This window comes from Paenibacillus sp. FSL L8-0435 (genome assembly GCF_037965655.1).
Taxonomy (GTDB): domain Bacteria; phylum Bacillota; class Bacilli; order Paenibacillales; family Paenibacillaceae; genus Paenibacillus.
Genome location: NZ_CP150185.1, coordinates 4,378,987 through 4,401,117, shown reverse-complemented (window position 1 = coordinate 4,401,117; position 22,131 = coordinate 4,378,987). Strand labels below are relative to the sequence as shown.

21 protein-coding genes are annotated in these 22,131 nt (G+C 45.4%); 14 read left to right on the top strand and 7 right to left on the bottom strand.

Annotated elements, in window-relative coordinates; genetic code table 11:
* Positions 1-13 precede the first annotated feature (13 nt).
* From NST33_RS19505 to NST33_RS19465, 9 genes are all read left to right on the top strand, one after another.
* On the top strand, positions 14-811 hold the full coding sequence (locus NST33_RS19505) for a CAP domain-containing protein (protein WP_221820404.1): 798 nt from the start codon (positions 14-16) through the stop codon (positions 809-811).
* A 277-nt stretch (positions 812-1,088) separates the two neighbouring features.
* Positions 1,089-1,976: a GDSL-type esterase/lipase family protein gene (locus NST33_RS19500; protein ID WP_339304763.1), complete on the top strand. Its 888-nt coding sequence runs from the start codon at positions 1,089-1,091 to the stop codon at positions 1,974-1,976.
* Positions 1,977-2,942 carry an ABC transporter ATP-binding protein gene (locus NST33_RS19495; RefSeq protein ID WP_100527270.1) on the top strand — a complete coding sequence of 322 codons (966 nt, stop codon included), beginning with the start codon at positions 1,977-1,979 and terminating at the stop codon, positions 2,940-2,942. It begins immediately after the preceding gene.
* On the top strand, positions 2,935-3,924 hold the full coding sequence (locus NST33_RS19490; protein ID WP_036613298.1) for an ABC transporter permease: 990 nt from the start codon (positions 2,935-2,937) through the stop codon (positions 3,922-3,924). The genes NST33_RS19495 and NST33_RS19490 overlap by 8 nt, the downstream gene beginning before the upstream one ends.
* Positions 3,925-4,000: 76 nt before the next feature.
* Complete coding sequence (parE, locus tag NST33_RS19485) at positions 4,001-5,980, top strand: DNA topoisomerase IV subunit B (protein ID WP_221820406.1); 1,980 nt, start codon at positions 4,001-4,003, stop codon at positions 5,978-5,980.
* A 12-nt stretch (positions 5,981-5,992) separates the two neighbouring features.
* Positions 5,993-8,455: a DNA gyrase subunit A gene (gene gyrA / locus NST33_RS19480; protein WP_339304761.1), complete on the top strand. Its 2,463-nt coding sequence runs from the start codon at positions 5,993-5,995 to the stop codon at positions 8,453-8,455.
* A gap of 228 nt (positions 8,456-8,683) precedes the next feature.
* Positions 8,684-9,124 carry a MarR family transcriptional regulator gene (locus NST33_RS19475; protein ID WP_221820408.1) on the top strand — a complete coding sequence of 147 codons (441 nt, stop codon included), beginning with the start codon at positions 8,684-8,686 and terminating at the stop codon, positions 9,122-9,124.
* 275 nt (positions 9,125-9,399) lie between these two features.
* Complete coding sequence (locus NST33_RS19470) at positions 9,400-9,846, top strand: MarR family transcriptional regulator (protein WP_036613308.1); 447 nt, start codon at positions 9,400-9,402, stop codon at positions 9,844-9,846.
* Positions 9,843-11,354 carry a DHA2 family efflux MFS transporter permease subunit gene (locus NST33_RS19465; RefSeq protein ID WP_221820409.1) on the top strand — a complete coding sequence of 504 codons (1,512 nt, stop codon included), beginning with the start codon at positions 9,843-9,845 and terminating at the stop codon, positions 11,352-11,354. The genes NST33_RS19470 and NST33_RS19465 overlap by 4 nt, the downstream gene beginning before the upstream one ends.
* 110 nt (positions 11,355-11,464) lie before the next feature.
* Here the strand turns inward: NST33_RS19465 and NST33_RS19460 are convergent, their stop codons facing one another.
* The 3 genes from NST33_RS19460 to NST33_RS19450 form a co-directional block, all read right to left on the bottom strand.
* Complete coding sequence (locus NST33_RS19460) at positions 11,465-11,809, bottom strand: MGMT family protein (RefSeq protein WP_221820410.1); 345 nt, start codon at positions 11,807-11,809, stop codon at positions 11,465-11,467.
* Positions 11,810-12,109: 300 nt separating this feature from the next.
* Positions 12,110-12,841, bottom strand: coding sequence for an RNA pseudouridine synthase (locus tag NST33_RS19455; RefSeq protein ID WP_221820411.1), 732 nt, complete (start codon positions 12,839-12,841; stop codon positions 12,110-12,112).
* A 2-nt stretch (positions 12,842-12,843) separates the two neighbouring features.
* Entirely contained in the window at positions 12,844-13,707 is an 864-nt protein-coding gene (locus tag NST33_RS19450; RefSeq protein ID WP_221820412.1) for a class I SAM-dependent methyltransferase, read from the bottom strand.
* Positions 13,708-13,934: 227 nt separating this feature from the next.
* Between NST33_RS19450 and NST33_RS19445 the strand changes: the two genes are divergently transcribed.
* The 3 genes from NST33_RS19445 to NST33_RS19435 are packed head-to-tail and all read left to right on the top strand — an operon-like array spanning position 13,935 to position 15,818.
* Complete coding sequence (locus NST33_RS19445) at positions 13,935-14,387, top strand: flavodoxin (protein ID WP_221820413.1); 453 nt, start codon at positions 13,935-13,937, stop codon at positions 14,385-14,387.
* A 5-nt stretch (positions 14,388-14,392) separates the two neighbouring features.
* Positions 14,393-15,199, top strand: coding sequence for a hypothetical protein (locus tag NST33_RS19440; RefSeq protein ID WP_221820414.1), 807 nt, complete (start codon positions 14,393-14,395; stop codon positions 15,197-15,199).
* 52 nt (positions 15,200-15,251) lie between these two features.
* A complete protein-coding gene (locus tag NST33_RS19435) occupies positions 15,252-15,818 on the top strand; it encodes a nitroreductase family protein (RefSeq protein WP_221820415.1) in 567 nt (188 codons plus the stop codon).
* Positions 15,819-15,838: 20 nt separating this feature from the next.
* Here the strand turns inward: NST33_RS19435 and NST33_RS19430 are convergent, their stop codons facing one another.
* Positions 15,839-17,296, bottom strand: a complete 1,458-nt coding sequence (locus NST33_RS19430) for a 4-hydroxyphenylacetate 3-hydroxylase N-terminal domain-containing protein (RefSeq protein ID WP_221820416.1) — start codon at positions 17,294-17,296, stop codon at positions 15,839-15,841.
* 202 nt (positions 17,297-17,498) lie between these two features.
* The gene (locus NST33_RS19425) at positions 17,499-17,651 is read right to left on the bottom strand and encodes a DUF1540 domain-containing protein (RefSeq protein WP_076209985.1); all 153 of its coding nucleotides are present in this window, start codon (positions 17,649-17,651) and stop codon (positions 17,499-17,501) included.
* A gap of 344 nt (positions 17,652-17,995) precedes the next feature.
* Between NST33_RS19425 and NST33_RS19420 the strand changes: the two genes are divergently transcribed.
* Complete coding sequence (locus NST33_RS19420; protein WP_339304754.1) at positions 17,996-18,808, top strand: ATP-binding protein; 813 nt, start codon at positions 17,996-17,998, stop codon at positions 18,806-18,808.
* A gap of 95 nt (positions 18,809-18,903) precedes the next feature.
* Here the strand turns inward: NST33_RS19420 and NST33_RS19415 are convergent, their stop codons facing one another.
* Positions 18,904-20,370: a HAMP domain-containing sensor histidine kinase gene (locus NST33_RS19415; protein WP_221820418.1), complete on the bottom strand. Its 1,467-nt coding sequence runs from the start codon at positions 20,368-20,370 to the stop codon at positions 18,904-18,906.
* A complete protein-coding gene (locus NST33_RS19410; protein WP_221820419.1) occupies positions 20,355-21,041 on the bottom strand; it encodes a response regulator transcription factor in 687 nt (228 codons plus the stop codon). The genes NST33_RS19415 and NST33_RS19410 overlap by 16 nt, the downstream gene beginning before the upstream one ends.
* Positions 21,042-21,233: 192 nt before the next feature.
* On the opposite strand from NST33_RS19410, the gene NST33_RS19405 reads away from it, so the two are divergent.
* The gene (locus NST33_RS19405) at positions 21,234-21,950 is read left to right on the top strand and encodes a YceI family protein (protein WP_221820420.1); all 717 of its coding nucleotides are present in this window, start codon (positions 21,234-21,236) and stop codon (positions 21,948-21,950) included.
* Positions 21,951-22,131 lie beyond the last annotated feature (181 nt).

Here is a 22,131-nt window from a genome sequence, read left to right as displayed (position 1 = left end):
GAGATGAATGAATTTGAAAAAGAAATGGATGAAAACTGTCGTAACGAGTAGTCTGACAGCCGTACTGGCCGTAGGGGTAATGCTTCCTGCTTCCGCGTCTGCTGCAGATTCAACATATAAGACTATCACAACGTACAAAATTACAAGCACAGACAGCTTGAAAGCTTATATTGAGAAATGGCTCAAACAAAATGGATACACCGTATCCGAGGGGCAAATTGTAGAGAAACCTGCTACGCAGCCTGATCAAACGACAAAACCTGCTGAGCCGACCACAAAACCAACTCAACCAACAACAAAACCCGCTGAGCCTACAACTAAGCCGGAGCAACCGACTAAACCAGCACAACCAGCTCAAGAAGAAAAACCGGCAACTACACCGGCAAAAGATCCTTCAAACACAGGTAACAATACAAGTAATAATGGTAGCGAAAGCACACAATCCGACTTTGCTACTCAAGTTGTAAAACTTGTGAACGCTGAGCGTGCTAAAGCAGGTCTGAACGCACTGACTTCAGATGCACTTCTGGACAAAGTAGCTGTTGCGAAAGTAAAAGATATGAGTAACAACAACTATTTTGACCACCAGTCACCTACGTATGGTTCTCCGTTTGATATGATGAAACAATTCGGAGTAACATACAGCTATGCAGGTGAGAACATTGCCCAAGGACAAAAAACACCACAGGAAGTGGTTACAGCTTGGATGAATAGTGAAGGTCACCGCGCTAATATCTTGAGCAAAAACTTTACACATATCGGTGTAGGTTTCTATAACGGATACTGGGCACAAGAGTTTATCGGTAAGTAATCGATTTATAATGAAGAAAGTATGATTTTCTTTTCCACAAGGTTATGCCAGTACACAGTTCATATCTGTGTATGGTATAACCTTTTTTCCGTAAAATGACATATAAAAAATGAATTCTGCGAATGCAGCGCCAAAGTTTGCAAATTAACGACAGAACATTTATGTTATTTAGGAATAGCATCATCAAGGCGTGTCTGAAAACTCCGAAGTAAGCGGATTTTCAGACACGCCTTAATGTAAAGTCATTATAAATTATAAAGCACCCGGATTGGTGTACATGAGCGGAGATGTGATGATGAAAAAGAAAAAAAGCCTTGATTCAGCACCATGGATCTGGAGAACTGTCAGTACAGTATCCATCTTGGCAACTTTGCTGTTGTTATTTGGATTTGGATACGCCATAAAAGACGTGATTTTCCCCGAGGGAGATTCCGCATTAACTACAGGTCAGGAGGCAACTGCTCCATCTAAGGATATCGAGGGGAAACCCGCTGTCGTGGAAGATGGCAAGATTCGGATGGCCGTCATCGGCGATTCCCTGGCAAGAGGCACGGGGGATGATGAAGGACTCGGTTTTGTGAGACGTGCAGGGAATCTGCTTAAAGATAAAGGATATGATGTTCAGGTTCTTAATAATCTGGGTGTGAACGGTTTGAGAACAGATGCTTTATTGGAAAAACTCGATGAGCAAGGCGTGCGTTACGTCCTGCAACAGTCCAATTTTATTTTGCTCTCGATCGGCGCAAATGATTTGTTCCAGGGAGGACAAGTTCTCCAGGGGGAAGATCCGCCAACAGCAGAGCAGCTGGCAGCGGCTTTGCCGGAAACGTCCAAGCGCCTTCAAGAGATATTGAAGAAAGTCAAAGAAATTAATCCCGATGCACAGGTTGCGTACATAGGGCTGTACAATCCATTTGGTGATGTGAAGGAACTGGAGAAGCCGGGTAATGCAGTAGTTGCTGCATGGAACGATGCTGCACTGGCTATTTTGAACAATGAGGACAAGATGACACTGGTCCCTACATTCGATTTATTTGAAAATCATCTGGGGGAGTATCTCTCGTCAGATCATTTCCATCCCAACGGACAAGGTTATGAGCAAATTGCAGTTCGGATTGCACAGGAATTCCAGGCAGATACATCGGCAGAAGGGAGCGGAAATTAAATGGCAGAGCAGCAGTATGATTCCGTCCTATCCGTACAGAATCTGAAAAAGCGGATCGGACGCAAATGGATCATTAAGGACGTTACATTTGACGTGAAACCGGGTGAAATCTTCGGATTTCTCGGTCCCAACGGTGCCGGCAAAACAACTACGATACGGATGCTGGTCGATCTGATCAAACCAACAGAAGGAAAAATTAAAGTCTGTGGTTATGATGTGAATCGGGACCCTGAGCGTGCTTTGAAGTATGTAGGCTCCATTGTTGAAAATCCGGAGGTATATACATATCTGACAGGGTGGGAGAACCTGGAGCATTTCGCTCGCATGCAACCAGGTGTGGACAATGAACGAATTCAGGAAGTTGTAGATATTGTGCGTCTGGATCAGCGGATTCACGATAAAGTCAGAACGTACTCATTGGGTATGCGTCAACGGCTCGGTATTGCACAAGCGCTGCTTGGGCGACCGCGTCTGCTTATTCTGGATGAACCGACAAATGGTCTTGATCCAAAAGGGATTAAGGAACTTCGTGTCTTTATTAAGCAACTTGCCAGTGAAGGTATGGCTGTATTTGTCAGCAGTCACTTGTTAAGTGAGATCCAGCTTCTCTGTGACAGAGTAGCCATTATCAGTGCTGGGCGTGTGCTTGCTGTTGGAGGTGTAAGCGAACTGATTGAAGATCATTCCAAGTTGGCCATATGGCATGTTTCACCACTGGAGCAAGGCAAAAAAATGTTGCAGGATGCAGGCATTGCTCTGGTAGGTCGACCTGCGGATGTGATGGATGATACCATTGTTGCGGGCCTTGGTCCCAACGCTGTGGTTGCCGAGATGCACGAAGATCGAATTCCTGATATGGTGCAACAGATGGTTCAAGCTGGTGTACAGGTTGAAGGGGTACAGCGGATTCAGCCTACGCTTGAACAACTATTCTTAAAAATGACAGAAGGTGAATCCATTGAGTAATATCATGCCGCTGATCCGCAATGAAACGATTAAGATGGTGAAGAAAAAACGGCTTTATATTATATTTATTGTACTTGCGGTCCTCGTACCGATGTTTACGTATGCCCAGATGAAATCTGCGGAGAATAATCGCGACAAGTTTGGCGGCGATTGGCGTCTTGAACTGCAACAGGCCATCACAGACAATCAAAATTCGCTCGGTAGCGATCGGGTACCTGAAGAGTACAAAAAATATAGAACAGTATATATCCAGCAGATGCAGTATTATCTTGAGAATGACATCAATCCCAAAGAACCGGGCGGTGTCACCTTTACGCGGGAGTTCATGAACAACGCGGTTGGATTGTTTATTCCACTGTTAATCATGGCTATTGCTTCAGATCTTGTTTCTGGTGAACGTACGACAGGGACGATTAAAATGCTTTTAACGCGTCCGGTTAGACGCTGGAAAGTGCTTCTGAGTAAATTAATTACGCTGATTATGTTTGTTTCGATCATAGTGGTATCAGCCTACATTATATGTTATGTCATATCGGGTGCGGTCTTTGGTTATAAAGGCTTCAACATGCCAATCTTCACAGGATTCAAAGTTGTGGGAACAGATGTCGATATGTCGGCAGTGCATGCTGTAGACCAGTGGCTGTATATGCTCATGCAGGCAGGACTGATCTGGTTTGTGAGTGTAATTGTGGCTATGCTTGCATTTATGGTATCCGTGCTCGTGCGCAGTACTGCTGCAAGTATCGTTATCATGATGGCCGCGCTGATTGCAGGAACAATCTTGACCAGTATGGCAGCATCTTGGCAGACAGCGAAGTATTTGTTCATGGTTAACCTCGAACTTCCGAATTATTTGTCAGGCGGGTTACCTCCAATCGAGGGTATGAATTTAGGTTTTTCCCTTATTGTGCTTAGTGTTTGGGGCATTGCTTCACTCATTGTGTCATTCCTTGTCTTTACGAAACGGGATATCTTGAATTAAAATGGACAAGGATAAGAAAACATCTGTTTGCATTTTAGGCATTTTTTTAGTTGCAAGTTAAGAAGGGGGAGCATGAATGGTCGAGCAAATCGATATGTCGGCAGGTTCGACAGGCGGAGGACAGGGGTCTTCAGGCTACGACGCGGACGACATTCAAGTACTTGAAGGGTTGGTAGCGGTACGGAAACGGCCGGGGATGTATATCGGCAGCACCAGCACTTCAGGTTTACATCATTTGGTATGGGAAATTGTCGACAACGCTGTCGACGAACATCTCGCCAAATTCTGCTCCAAAATCGATATCACGCTGCATAAGGACGGTTCTATTACGGTTCAGGATAACGGAAGGGGAATTCCGACAGGTATACATAAAACAGGGATTCCTACTCCCCAGGTCGTGTTTACGATTTTGCACGCAGGCGGAAAGTTCGGTGGATCAGGATACAAAAAATCAGGCGGTTTGCACGGTGTAGGTGCGTCAGTTACAAACGCATTGTCCGAGTGGCTTGAAGTCGAGATTTTCCGTGATGGCAAGATTCATCGTCAGCGATTCGAGTATTGGAAGGACAAAAAAGGGATTGAACATGTCGGTGAACCGGTCTCCGGTCTCGAGGTGTTGGGCAATACCAATCGGACAGGTACAAAAGTTACATTTAAACCGGATATTCGGGTGTTCCAGAGCGGCATTCAATTCAATTATGATACATTGGCAGAACGTCTTCAGGAGATTGCTTTTCTGAATTCGGGTCTGAGAATTGTACTCAAGGATGAACGTTCGGGCAATCAGGATGAATACATGTATGAAGGCGGAGCAAGCCAGTTTGTTGCTTTTCTTAACGAAAATAAAGATGTGTTGCATGATGTAATTCACTTCTATGCGGAGAAGGATGACATTGAAGTCGAAGTGGCAATCCAGTATAACGCGGGTTATACGGAAACACTGGCTTCGTTCGTGAACTCAATCCCTACTCGGGGCGGCGGTACTCATGAGACCGGATTCAGGGCTGCGTATACCCGTGTAATGAATGATTACGCGCGGCGTACCAGCATGATCAAGGAAAAAGATAAAAATCTCGAAGGTAATGACCTGCGTGAAGGTATGATGGCCGTCATCAGTGTCAAAATGTCAGATGTTGAGTTCGTAGGTCAGACCAAGGATCAGCTCGGCAGCGCTTCCGCTCGAAGTGCAGTGGATTCGGTCGTGTCCGAAAATATTCAGCGGTTCCTGGAAGAAAACCCGCAGGTAGCGCAAACGTTAATTCGCAAAGCGGTTCAAGCTTCCAGAGCCAGAGAAGCGGCTCGCAAAGCACGGGATGATATGCGTACAGGCAAAAAGCGCAGTGAAAGTTCCAACCTGAACGGCAAGTTGACGCCGGCGCAATCGAAGGATTTTACCCGAAATGAGTTATTTATTGTCGAAGGGGATTCCGCAGGTGGTTCTGCCAAACAGGGACGCGACTCGAAGATTCAGGCTATTTTGCCGCTCAAGGGAAAACCGCTCAATCCGGAAAAATCGAAGCTGGCTGATATTCTCAAAAATGAAGAATACCGCGCTATTACAGCGGCGATCGGGGCGGGCATTGGAACCGAATTTGCAGTTGAAGACAGCAATTATTCCAAAATTATCATTATGACCGATGCTGATACCGATGGTGCACATATTCAGGTGCTGCTGTTGACCTTCTTTTATCGTTATATGAAGCCTTTAATTGATGCAGGCAAAGTATATATTGCTCAGCCGCCATTATACAAACTTACTCGTAAGTCTGGTAAGCTTGCGACAGTTCGATATGCATGGACGGATGAAGAGCTGGCTAATTACATGAAGGAATTCGGTAATAATGTTGAGCTTCAACGTTATAAAGGACTAGGTGAAATGAACCCGGATCAACTGTGGGAGACCACAATGAATCCGGAAACTCGTGCGATGCTGAAGGTACAGATTGTTGATGCAGCAAAAGCAGAACGTCGTGTATCTACGCTCATGGGTGATAAGGTTGATCCGCGAAAACGCTGGATTGTAGAGAACGTCGACTTTACAGAGTACGAAGAATAGAAGGTGCTTGGAATGAGTCCATCAGAACAATTTATGCCGGCCTTTCTCGAAGAGGTCGTTGGGGACCGTTTCGGTCGCTACTCCAAATATATTATTCAGGATCGAGCCATTCCGGATGTCCGGGATGGGTTGAAGCCAGTACAACGGCGTATTCTGTACGCCATGTACGATTCAGGTAATACGCCTGACAAGACTTACCGCAAGTCTGCCAAAACCGTTGGGGACGTAATGGGTAATTATCATCCACATGGTGACTCATCCATCTATGAGGGCATGGTGCGGATGGCTCAGCCATGGAAAATGGGCCATATGCTCGTGGACGGTCATGGTAACTGGGGATCACAGGATGATGACCCGGCAGCGGCGATGCGGTATACGGAGGCCCGTTTGTCGCCCATCGCGATGGAGATGCTTCGCGATATCGAGAAACGGACGGTTCTGTTTAAGGATAATTTTGATAATACGGCCAAAGAACCGGTTGTATTGCCATCCCGTTATCCGAACTTGCTGGTTAATGGCGTCAGCGGCATTTCCTCTGGATTTGCAACGGAGATTCCTCCACACAATTTGCGTGAAGTCATTGATGCTTCGATCGCTGTGATGGAGAAACCGTCGATTGAGCTGGACGAAATCATGATGTTTATGAAGGGTCCTGACTTTCCAACAGGCGGATTGATTATGGGCGGTGACGGCATTCTGGATGCCTATCGCACAGGTAAGGGACGGATCTATATCCGGTCCAAAACCGAGATTGAAAACATGCGCGGTGGCAAACAGCAGATCGTCATTACCGAAATTCCTTATCAAGTCGTGAAATCTCGTCTGGTTACAGCGATGGAGAACATCCGACTTGAGAAGAAGGTTGAAGGTATTGCCGAAGTGCGTGATGAGAGCGGACGTGAAGGTCTGCGAATCGTGGTTGAGTTGAAAAAAGAAGCGGACGCACAAGGTATTTTGGCTTATTTGCTGAAGAAAACCGACCTGCAGGTCACCTATAATTTCAATATGGTTGCGATTGTGAATAAAGCACCTCATCAATTAGGATTGAAATCGATTCTCGAGGCTTACATTGCCCATCAGCGGGAAGTTGTAACATTCCGTACCCGGTTTGAGCTGGAGAAGGCGCAAGACCGTGCGCATGTGCTCGAGGGCTTGGTAAAAGCACTTAACATCCTTGACGAGGTCATTGCGGCTATCAAAGCGTCGAAGAACCGTCAAGATGCTCAAAATAACCTGATGTGGATGTTTGGATTCACGGAACGCCAAGCGGATTCCATCCTTACGTTGCAATTGTACCGTTTGACGAATCTGGAGATCAATTCTCTGGAGAAGGAACTCGGTGAACTGATGAAAAAGATTGCACAACTACAATCCATTCTGGATAGTGACCGCAAGCTCATCGGAGTCATCCGCAAAGAATTGATGGAGATTCGCGATAAATACGGAATAGACCGTCGTTCTGCGATTCAGGGTGAAGTGGAAGAACTCAAGGTTAATCTCGAAGTACTTGTGAACGCGGAAGATGTATTTGTTACGTTATCCAAAGAAGGATACGTGAAACGTACAGGCATGCAGTCCTTTACACGTTCTGGTGGTGAACGGAGCGGAAGTGGTGTGAAAGACGGCGATTATATCGCTCAGGTTCTGGAAGTAAATACGCTTGAGAACTTGCTTGTCTTTACGAGGAAAGGTCAGTACTTCCTGTTACCTGTTCACCAGGTACCTGAATTCAAGTGGAAAGATCCAGGCACAGCCATTGTGAATGTCATTCCCCTTGCGAAAGATGACCGTATTGCAAGTGTGCTTGCTGTGAAATCCTTTGAAGAGCCAAATCACAGTCTGGTCTTCGTTACGCGAAGAGGACAGGTGAAACGAACGGAGCTGAAGGATTACGTTACCAAGCGTTCCGGTGCAGTTGCGGCTTGTAAAGTGGGCAAGGAGGATGAAGTGTTATCTGTACATCTAAGTACAGGTGGTCAAGATATTATGTTGATTACAAAAGAAGCTATGGCGATTCGTTTCCGAGAGGATGAGGTTAATCCAATGGGACGTGTATCCGGTGGTGTTCGTGGTATTCAGTTAAGAGATACAGATGAAGTTGTATCCGCTCTATGGGTAGAAGGAGATGAAGGTGAAGTTGCCGTGTTGTCCGATCTGGGATATGGTAAACGATCATTACTTCTGGATTACGCTATACAGAGCCGTGGAGGCAAGGGGCTTGCCACATTCGAGTTCAAAGAAGGCAAACGTGTGAAACCGAATGGTAGCCGTATTGCTGGAGCATTTTATTGCAAAGAGCAACGTAAGATCACTGTAATGACCAAAGAAGGCCAAGTGTTCCCGATCTCTTCGGAAGGTGTTCCGATTACAGAGCGCAAACATATTGGCAAGCTGATCGTTCATGTGGATAAACAGGACGAGATCGTTGAACTTCTAAGGGACTTCAATGAGAATCAACCAGCATCATCTTCATAAAAACAAACAAACGAGACTTTTCGCAGAACAGCTAATCCTGTCATGCGAGGAGTCTTTTTTTGTTGTTCGAAGGCGGATTAGAAGAGGGCATTCATGCGAAGTTTAACAACCTTCGTCGATTACGGTCGATCGCTAGGAAATTGAAAAAAGGCAGCAGGAATGCGGCTTTGGAGCGCGAAAACTTAAGCAGGTGAAGTGATAACCGGTTGCAGAGAGGAGCGATGGAAGATGTATAATTCCGATTTTGCCAAGTGCTGGTCCAGGTTGACCAAAGATTATAAATTGCATATGGATCAAGAGCTGGCACCCTCATTAACGGAGGCTCAGCTGGCTGTTCTGGAGGTACTTGAAGATCATCAGAAGATGAAACCTTCGGATCTGATTCCTTATCTGTCTACTACGCCAGCTGCTGTAACCATGCTGCTCGATCGAATGGAGAAGAATGATCTGATTCGCAGGAATCGGGATAATCAGGATCGACGCATTGTGTGGGTATCTCTGTCAGAGAAAGGAAGAATGGAAACAGAACGGGGAATCACCATCCGTAATGAATTCATGAACTCTGTTCTCAGTAACATTTCGATGCACAATCAACAATTGCTGGTATATCTGTTAGGCAAAATGACCTCACCCAAGACCAAAGAGCCTGCCTTATCTACTTCGGTATGATACCATGCTGATTCTTCTGAATAACCATAGGAGTGCCTGCTCGTTTCATGCAGGAACCCTATGGTTATTTTATTTACAAATTACATATGATACAGACTGTGTCCAGGTTAGTTGAGTAAAGGCATGGATGTAACACAGTTAGTATGTCCTAATATTATTTTTGTGAATTCATATGTAAAGAGTTGACTATGTAAATATTTTTGTTATAATAAATAATTGTTCCCCTGATATTTCGTGTACGAAATATTATATTCCAAAAGTAAAAGGGTGAATCAATGACTGATACGTATGAAGTATTCTATATTATTAATTCGTTCCGCCAAGTGAATCAAATGCTTTTTCGAGCATTTTGGAATGAAAACAAGGAGATCGAGCTGACTTCGATCCAGTTTATGGTGTTATCCATCCTGAGGGAGCGTCCTTCCATTGGCATCAACGAAGTGGCTGAGCTATGCCATATGGGCAGCAGTTCCATGAGCGCTGTTGTGGAGCGGCTCGTCAAAGGCGAGTATATCGTTCGGACACGTTCAGATGCTGACCGCCGATCCGTTAAGCTTCAGATTACGGATAAAGGGGAACAGGCCCAACAGGAAACGCACCATTTGTGGATGGAAAGAGTGTCACCCATTCTGGATATATCGAAGGAAGACCTTGAGCACCTACTTAGAATTCATAGTCAAATGATTGAAAAGTTAGAAGGAAGAGAGATGAACAACATATGAGTACGACTACTGCTGCAGCTCCATCCTCAGCGATGGACAACATCAAGAAAGGCCCGATTGTAGCGGCATTGTTAATTGGTGCCTTTGTGGCATTCCTGAACCAAACCCTGATGAACGTAGCACTTCCTAAAATCATGGAAGACCTCGCGATCAATGCAAACAAAGCCCAGTGGTTAACCACGGGTTACATGCTTGTGAACGGTGTACTGATTCCGGTTACGGCATATCTGATTGCCAAATTTTCAACGCGTCAAATTTTCATTACAGCCATGACTCTATTTACCATAGGTACATTAGTCTGTGGTCTTAGTCCAACCTTCACCATTCTGATGGTAGGTCGTGTCATTCAAGCGGCAGGTGCAGGTATCCTGATGCCTCTGATGACCGTTGTATTCCTGACCATCTTCCCGATTGAGAAACGCGGTCAGGCCATGGGAACCATGGGGATCGCGATGATTCTGGCTCCTGCGATTGGGCCTACACTTTCAGGTTATGTGGTTGAGCATTATTCCTGGAGATTGTTGTTCTACATCATCTTGCCATTCTCTATTATTGCAACGGCAATTGGTATTGCTTTTGTCAAAAACGTAACACGTCAATCCAGACCTAAACTGGATTATCCAGGCGTTATTTTATCTACACTAGGTTTTGGTAGTTTGCTCTACGGATTTAGTGATGCGGGTACCGATGGATGGGGCAGTGCAATTGTCATTGGATGTCTCGTCGTAGGTGCGATATCCCTGATTCTGTTCGTTATTCGTCAACTGACAACAGATCATCCGCTCCTTGAGTTCCGTATTTTCAAGTACAACATGTACACATTAACAACGATTATCAATATGCTCGTGACAATGGCGATGTTTGCAGGTATGATCCTGCTTCCTATTTTCCTGCAAAACATTCGTGGATTCTCACCGATTGAATCAGGACTTCTGATGATGCCCGGTGCGATATTGATGGGGATTATGTCCCCAATTACAGGTCGCATATTTGATAAAGTGGGCGCACGCTGGCTTTCGGTTGCGGGTCTTGCCATTACGGCGATTACAACTTTTGGACTGAGTCGTCTGGCAATCGATACGACCTACGCCTACATGATGTTTATCTACACGGCTCGTATGTTCGGTATGTCGATGCTGATGATGCCAATCCAGACAGCAGGTCTGAATCAACTGCCTCAACGTCTGAACGCGCATGGTACAGCGATGTCCAACACATTGCGTACTGTTGCCGGTGCGATCGGTACAGCCGTTCTCGTAACCATCATGAGTAGCAAGCTCAAAACACATCTGGCGGATGCAGTGGCTGCTGGCCAAGTTGACCCTAGTGATAAGACAGCAATGATAGCTGCTACAGCAGATGCAACGATTTACGGTGTTAACTATGCATTCATCGTGGCTACAGGAATGACCGTGGTTGCTTTGATCATGGCGTTCTTTATTCGGAAAACAAAACCAGCTATTGAACCTGTTACTGTAGAACAGGAAAAAGCGACGGCTACAGCGTAACGAACATCAGATAAAACCAAAAAGAGAACTCTAGCAGTTGAAAAGGGGTAACCCTAACTGCTTGAGTTCTCTTTTTTTTGGTGTGCGTAGATAGGAGGAGAGCACTTTTATTATTCGGGCTGGATCGTTGGATCGATAAGAAATACAGGATCGGGCTCATGACCGAACTGTTTGAGATTAATGGTTCCGTTCAGTTGAAACTCGACACCTTCGCTAATCAGTTCTGTTTCCTGCATCATGCGCGAGTGTTCGTCCGTTATGGAGATTTCGCCTTTTGCGTTGACGACACGGTGCCAGGGAAGACGTTCCTTTCGGCTCATCGAGTGCAGAATACGGACGACTTGTCTCGCGGCTCTTGGACTTCCAGCATGGGCTGCAATCTGACCGTAAGTCATCACTTTACCTTCAGGAATCGCCGCGATGATCGCAATGACTTGTTTGGTAAATGGGGTCACTATGATGTCTCCTCTCTGTATCTTAGGTATATAGCTGAAAATATGAAAAAACGTGTCGTTCAGATACAGAATCTGAACGACACGTTGTATGGACAGATGTAACCTGATCCTGTGCACTTATAGAGGTTGTTCAAAAAAACCGCTTTTGATTACGAATGATGCCTATCGGCATCATAAGCATCGAATATGGAATTCAGCCGAAATGTCCGTTGCTCACGTAGCTTTTCTACGCTCCGCTACTCCATTTCTATCTTCATCCCATCTTCTCGGTACTGAAAACCAGTCTTTTTGAACACGTACTTATTGAGGTTGTCCAAAAGCTTTTTGGTACACGGCAGCTGGCCATTCTGCCCAAGGGAATTCTCTTGCAGGCAAGGATTGCAAAATAACTTCTTCCTTGGTAACCGGGTGAGGAAAAGCTGCAATCACAGACCATAGAGCAATCTGCTGGCCGGGTTTATTCACGCTTGCGCCGTACTTCTGATCCCCGTATAGAGGGCAGCCGATTTCTTTCATTTGCACCCGAATCTGATGAGATCTGCCGGTGTGCAGTTCGATATGAACGAGGCTGTATCGATCTGTTTCTCCAATAACCCGGTAATCCAGAACGGCATCCTTACCACCAGCCGTACCTTTAGGTACAACAGTAACGGTATTTGTGCGTGCTTCTTTCAGAAGCGTGTGTTTTAACGTTCCCTGCTTCGCAGGCAACTTGCCATGTACAACAGCCGCGTATATTTTACGGAAATGCCGTCCCCGCACAGTCTCGGACAATCTCGAAGCTGCTTTGGAAGTCTTGGCAAAAATCATTGCCCCTCCAACAGGACGATCAAGTCGGTGTACTAACCCGAGATACACATTGCCAGGTTTGTTGTATCGTTCTTTCAGATCCTGCTTCAGCAATGTAAGCAAATCCGGATCACCTGATGAATCTTCCTGGGTAGGTACATTGACCGGCTTCGTAATGCCTAACAGATGGTTGTCTTCGAACAGAATCGGAATCGCATCGTGGTCATGCCGATGTTCTGACATGATTAAGACTCCCAACGGCCCAGAATACCACAAGGCAGATCAAGACCACTACGTGTGATTGGCAGACCAATTTCACCTGCAGTAATGTCACCACCGTACTGAGCAGACATCGTGATGGTCAACATGTTGCGCAGAACCGTAGAGGAAATGCCCGTAGTGTAAGAGTTAACCAGCATGAATAATGGATTATCCGACAAGATCGTCATACACGACTTCAAGAAAGGATATAGGTTCTCTTCCAGTTTCCATGTCTCTCCATTAGGGCCACGGCCATATGAAGGAGGGTCCATAATAATGGCGTCGTAACGATTTCCGCGACGTTGTTCCCGTTGTACGAATTTGAATACATCATCTGTAATAAAACGAACAGGGCGATCAGCCAGTCCAGATAATTGAACATTTTCCTTGGCCCATTGAACCATGCCTTTAGCTGCATCCACATGCACAACAGAAGCGCCTGCGTAAGCTGCGGCTACCGTTGCTCCACCTGTATAGGCAAACAGGTTCAAGACAGAAATAGGGCGTCCTGCATTGGAGATTTTATCCATCATCCAGCTCCAGTTGGCAGCTTGTTCAGGGAACAGGCCAGTGTGCTTAAAGCTGGTAGGTTTAATGTGGAATTTCAGGTTTTCGTATCCGATCGTCCAACGCTCGGGAATGGGCTTTTTCATATCCCAGTTACCGCCACCGGAAGAGCTACGATGATAGTGACCATGCACCTGACGCCATTCATTGGTTTCTTGCTCAAGGGGCCAGATAATCTGTGGATCGGGTCTGCGTAAAATTACATCTCCCCAACGTTCCAGTTTCTCGCCGCCTCCTGTATCGATTACTTCATAGTCCTTCCAATTCTTAGCTACGTACATAATGATTTATCCATCCTTCAAAAGTCATTTGGATACTATTGTACAACAAAAAAGGGCTTGTACGCCAGTTGGGGGACGGGAGTGTACCATATACTGAAAAACAAAGATAACCAAAAAATTAATTTGACAATGATAATCATTATCACATATGATTTTGTTAATCCAAAATTCATTCTTTCTTCATGAAGAGAATATAACATGATCAAACTAAAGCGAGGGAAAAATAGATGGCTAAATTGTTAGTGGCTTATGCAAGCATGACGGGAAATACAGAAGAAATTGCAGAACTGATTGTGGAAGGAATTACACAGGGAGGTCACGACGCAGATCTGAAATCCGTAACGGATTGTAATGCATCCGATGTATTGGACTATGACGGATTCATGATCGGCGTCTACACTTGGGGAGACGGGGAGTTGCCAGATGAATTCCTTGATTTCTATGAAGAGTTGGATGAGCTTGACTTGAGCGGCAAGAGAGCAGCAGTGTTCGGTAGTGGTGACACGTCTTATGAGCAGTTCTGCGGAGCGGTTGATCTCGCGGCTGCCAAGCTGCAAGAGCGTGGGGCGGAGGTATCTCCAGAGATGTTGAAAATTGAATACAGTCCGCTTGAGCAGGAGAAGGAAACATGCCGTGACTTTGGCAAACGCTTCGCTGCTGCCGGATTACAGGTATCCTAAAGATCATGTTAAGACATAATGTTCAGGCAGCGATACCATTGGGAAGGAATGACCTTCCTGGACGTCTGCTTGAAGATTACAGATTGGAAGAAATGCTGCGCAGCCCACACCGATTCATCCGCCCTGAACCAGTGTCTGAGCAGCGTTCTCCACTGCAATGGAGGCATCGTGTACAATATGCGGTGAGTCACGCGGTCAATTCCTTTTACAGTCTCGACCCCGATGTTCGCAAAGAGGTACCCGTACAGTATTTACTTGAGAAGTGGTGGCCCAGAAAGGCGGATGGTTTCGAATCTGTTCTCCATTACTGGGATGTGAAGAACAAGATTACGGATGAATTGTCACTCGCCATTGCAATGAACGATGATCTGAAGCATCCAGCCATTCTTTTTGAACAGTGGAGAACGGAGTTACCTTCATTATCCATGCATTTGTCGATGATATTTCAGGCGGCCTGGCAACCAGAAGGCTGGGATTCGCTGCTTATTCAGAAATATATGGTTGTCCACGATCCAAACGTAGTTGAGGCGTTTCAGCATATGGTCAGTGCATTCTGCTGGGAAGCCTTCGGTAAATTACCGGGTATGATCGAGATATACTGCTTGTTGGAAGGACGCAAAATTAGGTACATCCCTGGACGCCAGTCTCTGATCCGTTCCATGGACTACATTCGCTTGATACGTGACAGCATGCCTCAAGCAGAAGTGTTGGAGTCAGAACAGTTTACGACGCGTGATAAAGCGCGCATCCACGAAGAGGTGGATCGCTGGAGAACGGAAGCCGTTGAACCGAAGAAAACATGGTTGATGTGAAGGCGATTGAAGGATAAAGATATATCATGCAGATAGAGGAGGGGAAGTTGCCATGTCTACCGGTCTAAGTCAAGATATAAGCAGCGGCAAGAGACGTGCAGGCACTTGCGAATTCAGTCCGTTGCCAGTACCCCAGTCGGTTATACGAAAGTTGCTTGATGAAGCAGATCCTTCATTATATGTAATGAGTTCAGAACCCTGGAGGTTTATGTTGTTTGCAGGCGAAGGACGACAGCTTTATCTGGAAGCGGTCAGACAGAGCTATCCACCCCATCTGGCTGATCGCTACGGCGATTGGGCTACATATCAATACACGGAAGCAATCCCTACCCATCTGGTTGTTGTGGCGCCTAGAAATGCCCGTGAGGATGATCTTCTGCCGGCCAAAGCCTGGAGCAAACGCTTTAGTATTCTGGCTGCGGAACAGGGTTTGAATGCTGTCTGGAAGATCAATGATTATCAGCAACATCCTGTGTTTATGAATTTGATGGGTTTGACAAGTGATGAGAAGGTGCTGGGGGTATTCCATATCGGTTACGGAGACCAGCCTGCATTGCGGGATATGGATGCAAGCAGACCAGCCTCTGAACTGATGACGGTCTATGACCATCTGGTGTAAAAAAAGATTCATTAGTTCTCTTATTTGCTGGTGTTGAATAGAAAATCACGAACGAGCTGACGATTCGTCTGATCTTTGTTGTAGACGGAGAACAACCGATTGGATACGGTAAGGACATTGCCAAAAAAGAATCGTTCGAATTGGGTCTGTCTGCCCCCAAATGATCCAGCCCCAAGCTCCCAGATCAGGCGGAACAGAGCGTTGCGTTCGTGAGAAGCCATATCGTTCCCTTTCAGATATATATTCAGTGAAGGAGCGATATCGGATTGAAACTCTTCTTCCTGAGGGATCATAATCACCCCGCTCGAACCCAAGAGCTGCAGAATTTCAATCATCTCAGGATAAAGTTTCGGAAAAAGGAGATTGGCTGCCATCAATGGTTTGGGAGCAGGTAATACAAATCCTCTTCCGTCTGGGATTGCACCTGCCTCCGCGGCCAAGGCCAATGCTTTTAACGATTCAAGACCTGCGAACACACGCGCGGTTTTCTCGACAACATGTGCTTCCGTATTCAGATCCAGCGTATCCGTGAGAAGCTGGATTGTACCGAGAACAAATTCTGTTTTGGCAATATAACGACACAATACCTGATGACCTGCGTGAATATGAAAGTTACTACCACTGAAGAGTCGCGAGGACATTTCCTCACTTCCTGCAAAAAATATCCGTTCATGCGGAACGAGCACCCGGTCAAAGATGACGATATTGTCCATTTCTTCATATCTGGAACTCAGGGGATAGTTGGTGTGAGATTCGGCTGCGTAGGTATCCCTGCAGACCAGACTGATTCCCGGAAGATCATTGGGGACAGCAAAAGAGAATGCAAATGGATTTTCGTCATCAAATGGGGCGGGAGAAGGTGACGGATAGACAAAAATCTCATCCGATGTGGCAGCTTGTGTAGCCATCATGAATGCTCCGCTAATGATGAGGCCTTCCTCGGTGCGATCTACGACCTTTGCAGCAATAGCATCCTCAGTAGCATCCAGTTGCCCTGAGATTTTGCTGGCATATGGCTGAATGAAGGCATGGGATAGCGTGATATCATGATCACGGCAATACGCATAATAATTCTTGAGATTTTCTGCATATTGGGGAGATAGTTCGTTCAGGAGATCGGCACCTGTGTAAAAGGACATTATGGCTGTATTCATGTAATCGGGTGAGCGACCAAGAAAGCCATGATGCACGTTTGTCCAGATATTCATCCCTTCCCGTCGTTTACGGAGATCGTCGGCACTGGTTGGAGGCAGGAAGGATATGCCCACAGGTTTGCCGTCTGCCGGGGAGGCATACGTCATCGTTTCTGCAAATTTAGGATCAGATTGCAGATCATACATGTACATCTGAGTCTCCATTAGACCAGCAAATGCTACATGTTCAGAGCGTTTTCCAGTAATAAGGTTACCTTTATACCAACAAGGGACGGACTGTGCATCAATTCGTTCGCGATACTGTGTGCCACTTTTAACAGGCATTGTTATTCACCTCTTGGTTCTAATCGTTCATGGGCATACTGACTTCTTACGTAGTGTACGTAGGTCATCTGTCCAATGTGCATTGAAGAGGTGAGAAGGATTTTTACAGAATAGGGCTTGATAATAATTATCATTCTTGTTACAATAGACAAAGAAAAAAGGAACCGGTAAGGGCTCCTTTAAGTGAATCACATGAAATTACTTATTTTACTTCAAAAGTCTTACAGTCTGTTTCAGCAGACTGACTTGCTTCTTTGTTACTGTGACTCACGATGTAGATCGAGGAAGCATTACATTTGTTCTCTTGAGCCCAGTGACGACAGGAATTAACTTCACACAATACGTCTTTTGCCATGATTGTTAACCTCACTTTAAATGGATTACAGTCGTTGGTATAAAGAATCCGGATATAACAAGTTGCCGCTTGTCAATCTGGAAAATTTTGTTGCTCTCACGAATCTAGAGGGCTTTTTTGCGTTATACACAACGATGCACACTTAGAATAGCAAATTTAATTGAAGCTTGCAACCAAATGCCCCCATCTGTGGCAAAATAGTGGACGTGCTGTGGTTATATTTGCAAAAAGGCAGTAGTATGTTATTATTTAATAGTAATAATTACGATTAAAAGTCTAATTGATTCTATATAAATTGAACTAAACATTTACACGAAACTATAAATGAAGGAGCATGTGTATACATGAGCAAAATAAACCATATGAACCGGATTCCCCGCGCGAAAGGGATCGATATGGCTGCTTTTTACACGCCAAAAGAGTGTAGGCATAAAGCCCAGCATATTGTATTTTCCGCTGAAAATGAACGCATCATTAATGAATTTATCACCATTCTGGGCATGAAAGAGAAGTTCAGAGAGCATGATGTATCAATCCCCAACAAAATGGTCATGTTCGGGCCTCCCGGTACGGGTAAAACATTAACGGCATCACATCTGGCGGAGCGCCTTGATCTGCCATTGGTTCTTGTGAGATTAGATGCAATCATTCATAGTCATCTTGGGGAGACCGGAAGTAATGTACGCAAGTTATTCGAATATGCACGTATTAATCCCTGTGTACTATTCTTGGATGAATTTGATGCCATAGGTCGAACACGTGAGAGCAATGATGAGGTGAAAGAGATGGCGCGTGTTGTCAATACGTTGTTGCAGTGTCTGGACGAATTCGATGGGGACAGCATTCTGGTGGCTGCAACGAATCTGGAAACCCAACTGGATCACGCCATTTGGCGGCGGTTTGATACCAAGATGACCTACGGTATGCCTGATGATTCGAGTCGCAAATTATATATCAATAAGTTGGTGGGATCATTTGAACAGGAGACTCGGCTGGAAGATTACATATGTGAACACTTGGCAGGGTGCAGTTATGCGGATATAGAGCAGATCGTTTTGAAAGCAAAGCGGAAAGCAATCATTGCCAGTTGTGTACTTCATAAGCAACTGATCTCGGATGCTTACGATGAATACAGACCACGTGTATTAGAGTGTTGATTGCTTCCATTCTGGATAAAGCAACAAGGAACACGTTGAACTAGCCCAGTCTCCTGAATGGAGTTCTGGGCTAGTTGTCATGTTAGCGAGGTGCGTTATACTTTAACGGCTGCTCCGTATGCTTTTTCTGTATTCATGGCTTCTTGTGTAGCAGTCCAGCGTGGCAGGCTTAATCTGAACATGCTGCCTTCCGGGCTGCTGGAGACAAGTGTCAGTTCACCGCCCTGTTCCTGAGCGAGTAGGCGGCTATATGTTAATCCTAGACCCAGACCGCGGTTACGACGTTTTTTGAGTTCTCCACGATAGAACCGTTCGAAGATTTTGGGTTGTTCTTCGGCTGCGATGCCTGTGCCGTGATCCTTAACATCAACGTACAGCATCTGTTCTTCTGTACTTAGATAAATATCGAAGACAGCCTTCTGTTCAGGAGCTGTGGCATGAAGTGCGTTATTGAGCAAATTGACAATGATCTGCTGAATGCGGAGAGCATCCCCCATGGTAAAGAAGTTAATTGGAGGGGCATGAAGCTGAACCTCTGGCATTTTGTCCTCGTACGCAATCTTCCACTGATAGATGATCTCACCGACCAACAGCTTCAGATCCGTCCGTTCCTTGCGAACGGCAACACTTCCTGCAACCATGGCATTATAGTCAAGCAGATCTGCGACCATACGCTCCATACGTTCGGATTCTTTCAAAGCGATATCCAAAAATTCTTTACCTTCTTGTGGACTCACCACATCGTCACGTACTGCCATAACGAGCCCTTTGATGGAAGTTACCGGTGTCTTGAGTTCATGACTTACTCCTGCCAGCGATAGTGTACGCCACTCTTCGAGTTGTTGTAGACGTGTAGCCATATCGCGGAATGAATTTACAAGTTCGTTGATCTCACGTTCTCGTGTATTCAAATCAAGACTCACATCATAATTACCACCTTGAATCTGCTCAGCCGCATAGGCGACCTGACGAATCGGTCTGGATAACTTACTGGACAGGAGATAGATTGTAAACCATCCACAGAGGATTAATCCTCCCAGAATTAGAGCAACAAGCCATAGGGTCTCTGGACCAAATGTAATGGATTGTTTGGACTGCATGACCCACACTTTGCCCAAGGTTTGATCGCCTTCGGATATGTTGACCGTTACGCCTGCATATTTGTTGTTTCGCGGTTCACGATAGTCATCTGACAGTCGATAATGCACATCTTTTTGCTCCATTTTAGGCTGGGAAAAAATCAATTGATTGTTGTTGTCCAAGATCATGACACAAAAATAATGATCTGTGTTGAATAGTTTCTCTCGTTTGGTTACCAGTCTGTCCAGATCGGGTGGAACCCGAAGCATATTGTTTTCACTAGTGACTTGATCAGCGATCTCCAGACCAAGCAGTTCTGCGGTTTTGAGGCTTTTTTCAATAGAGGTTGTTCTAATCCAGTAAAGTGCGCCTGCCACAATAATCGTGAAACCAATACACAAAATGAGAAAATATCGCAGTGTCCAGTGTGACAAAATGGATATGGTTCGTTTGGGTTTCTTTGGTTTCAGTTGGCGATCCAAAATTGATACCCCATTCCTCGTAACGTCCGAATTTCTCCTGTTTCGGGCAACCAGTGGGAGAGGGCCTGGCGCAGTCGTTTAATTGATAAATCCACAGCACGATCACTCCCGTCATAATCCATCCCCCATACCTGCTCAATAAGATGATCCCTGGTAAACGTCCGATTCGGATAATCGGACAGGAATAGCAGTAACGACAGGTCACGAGGTGTGAGTGCAACCTCTGCACCGTTCAGCAGCACCTGCTTGGCAGCAAGATCAATGACGAGATTTCCAAAGGAACGTTTCTCTTCGCCACCTGAGGTCCAATGTGGATTACGGCGCAACACCGCATTAACTCTGGCGACCACTTCTTCCGGTACAAAAGGTTTGCTCATATAATCGTCAGCACCGGCATTTAGTCCGTTGAGACGGTCTGAAATGTCATCCAGTGCAGTTAGCATGATCACGGGACAAGCACTTTTTTCACGAATAATCCGCAGCAGATCCCATCCGTCCATTCCTGGCAGCATCACATCAAGTAATACAAGGGAAGGCGTTACGGTATCAAAAAGGGTAAGTGCAGTTGGTCCATCTGCTGCATGATGAACTTCAAATTCTGCTTTTCTCAGATAAGCAGCCAATACTCGTGCAATAGCTTGCTCATCCTCGACGATAAGTATGGATTTCAAGAAAAGCGTTCTCCTTTCGCTTTGTAAACTTGTACTGATTTTACATGAGCCAGAGCGTAAAGCCAATCCTGTATTACGGATTTCAAAAAAATATGTGACTTGTCTTATCTTGACTTCTTCCTGACACATTCAATTGATATGATTCACTCCAAGAAGCAACCTAAACAATCATGTACTGGAGGAAACATAGAGATGAACAAGAAATCAAAAGCATGGCTTATTACAGGTGTAGCGGCGGTTGCCGTAATCGGTGGCGGTGGTTACTATATCACAAACAGTTACTTGGGGAACAACGTGGAGATTGAACAGGTGCTTCCTGCGAGCACAGCGACATCGACAACAGCTGTAGATAGCACAGGAACGGTTGTAGCCAATGAAACTGCAGGAGCTGAGCAACTGAATGGAGACTGGAGCATCAGCGAAGGTTCCAAAGTATACTTCTCCGTAACCACATCACAGGAGACAGTTAACTTTGTGGACGATAAGGTAACGGGCAATTGGACCATTAATGTTGACGATGCTGCTCAGATGAAGGCAGAAGGACAGATCGAGATGGACGGAATTGATTCCGGGAATGGACAGCGTGATGGTCACGTGAAGCAAGCCGATTTCTTCGACATTGCTACACATCCACAAGCTACATTTACAGCGACTTCATTCGAAGGGGTACCTGCGGAATGGCCTGTCGGTCAAACGGTTGATATCAAAATGAATGGTACCATTACGGTTAAAGGTATTGAAAAAGAAGTAACTTTTGATGCAAAAGCTGCTTATGAGAATAATGCAGTATTGTTGTCGGCGACATCGATGGTAACATTCGAAGATTTCGGAATGGAAAATCCACACTCCGTTGTGCTCTCGACTGAAAATGATATCCAGGTACAGCTTGAATTGAAACTTTCTAAATAAGTGTAACAACGATTATATATCTAAAAATCTGCTCTGTTCTGCCTTACGGTGGACGGGCAGATTTTTTTGTTTCTTTTGCAAAATAATGTGATCGATATAGCTCAAATGTAACTGTCACAGGATCATATTGTTAAAATAACTGCTGTTTCCTTTGGATTATGCCGTGTCGCCTATCGCTATT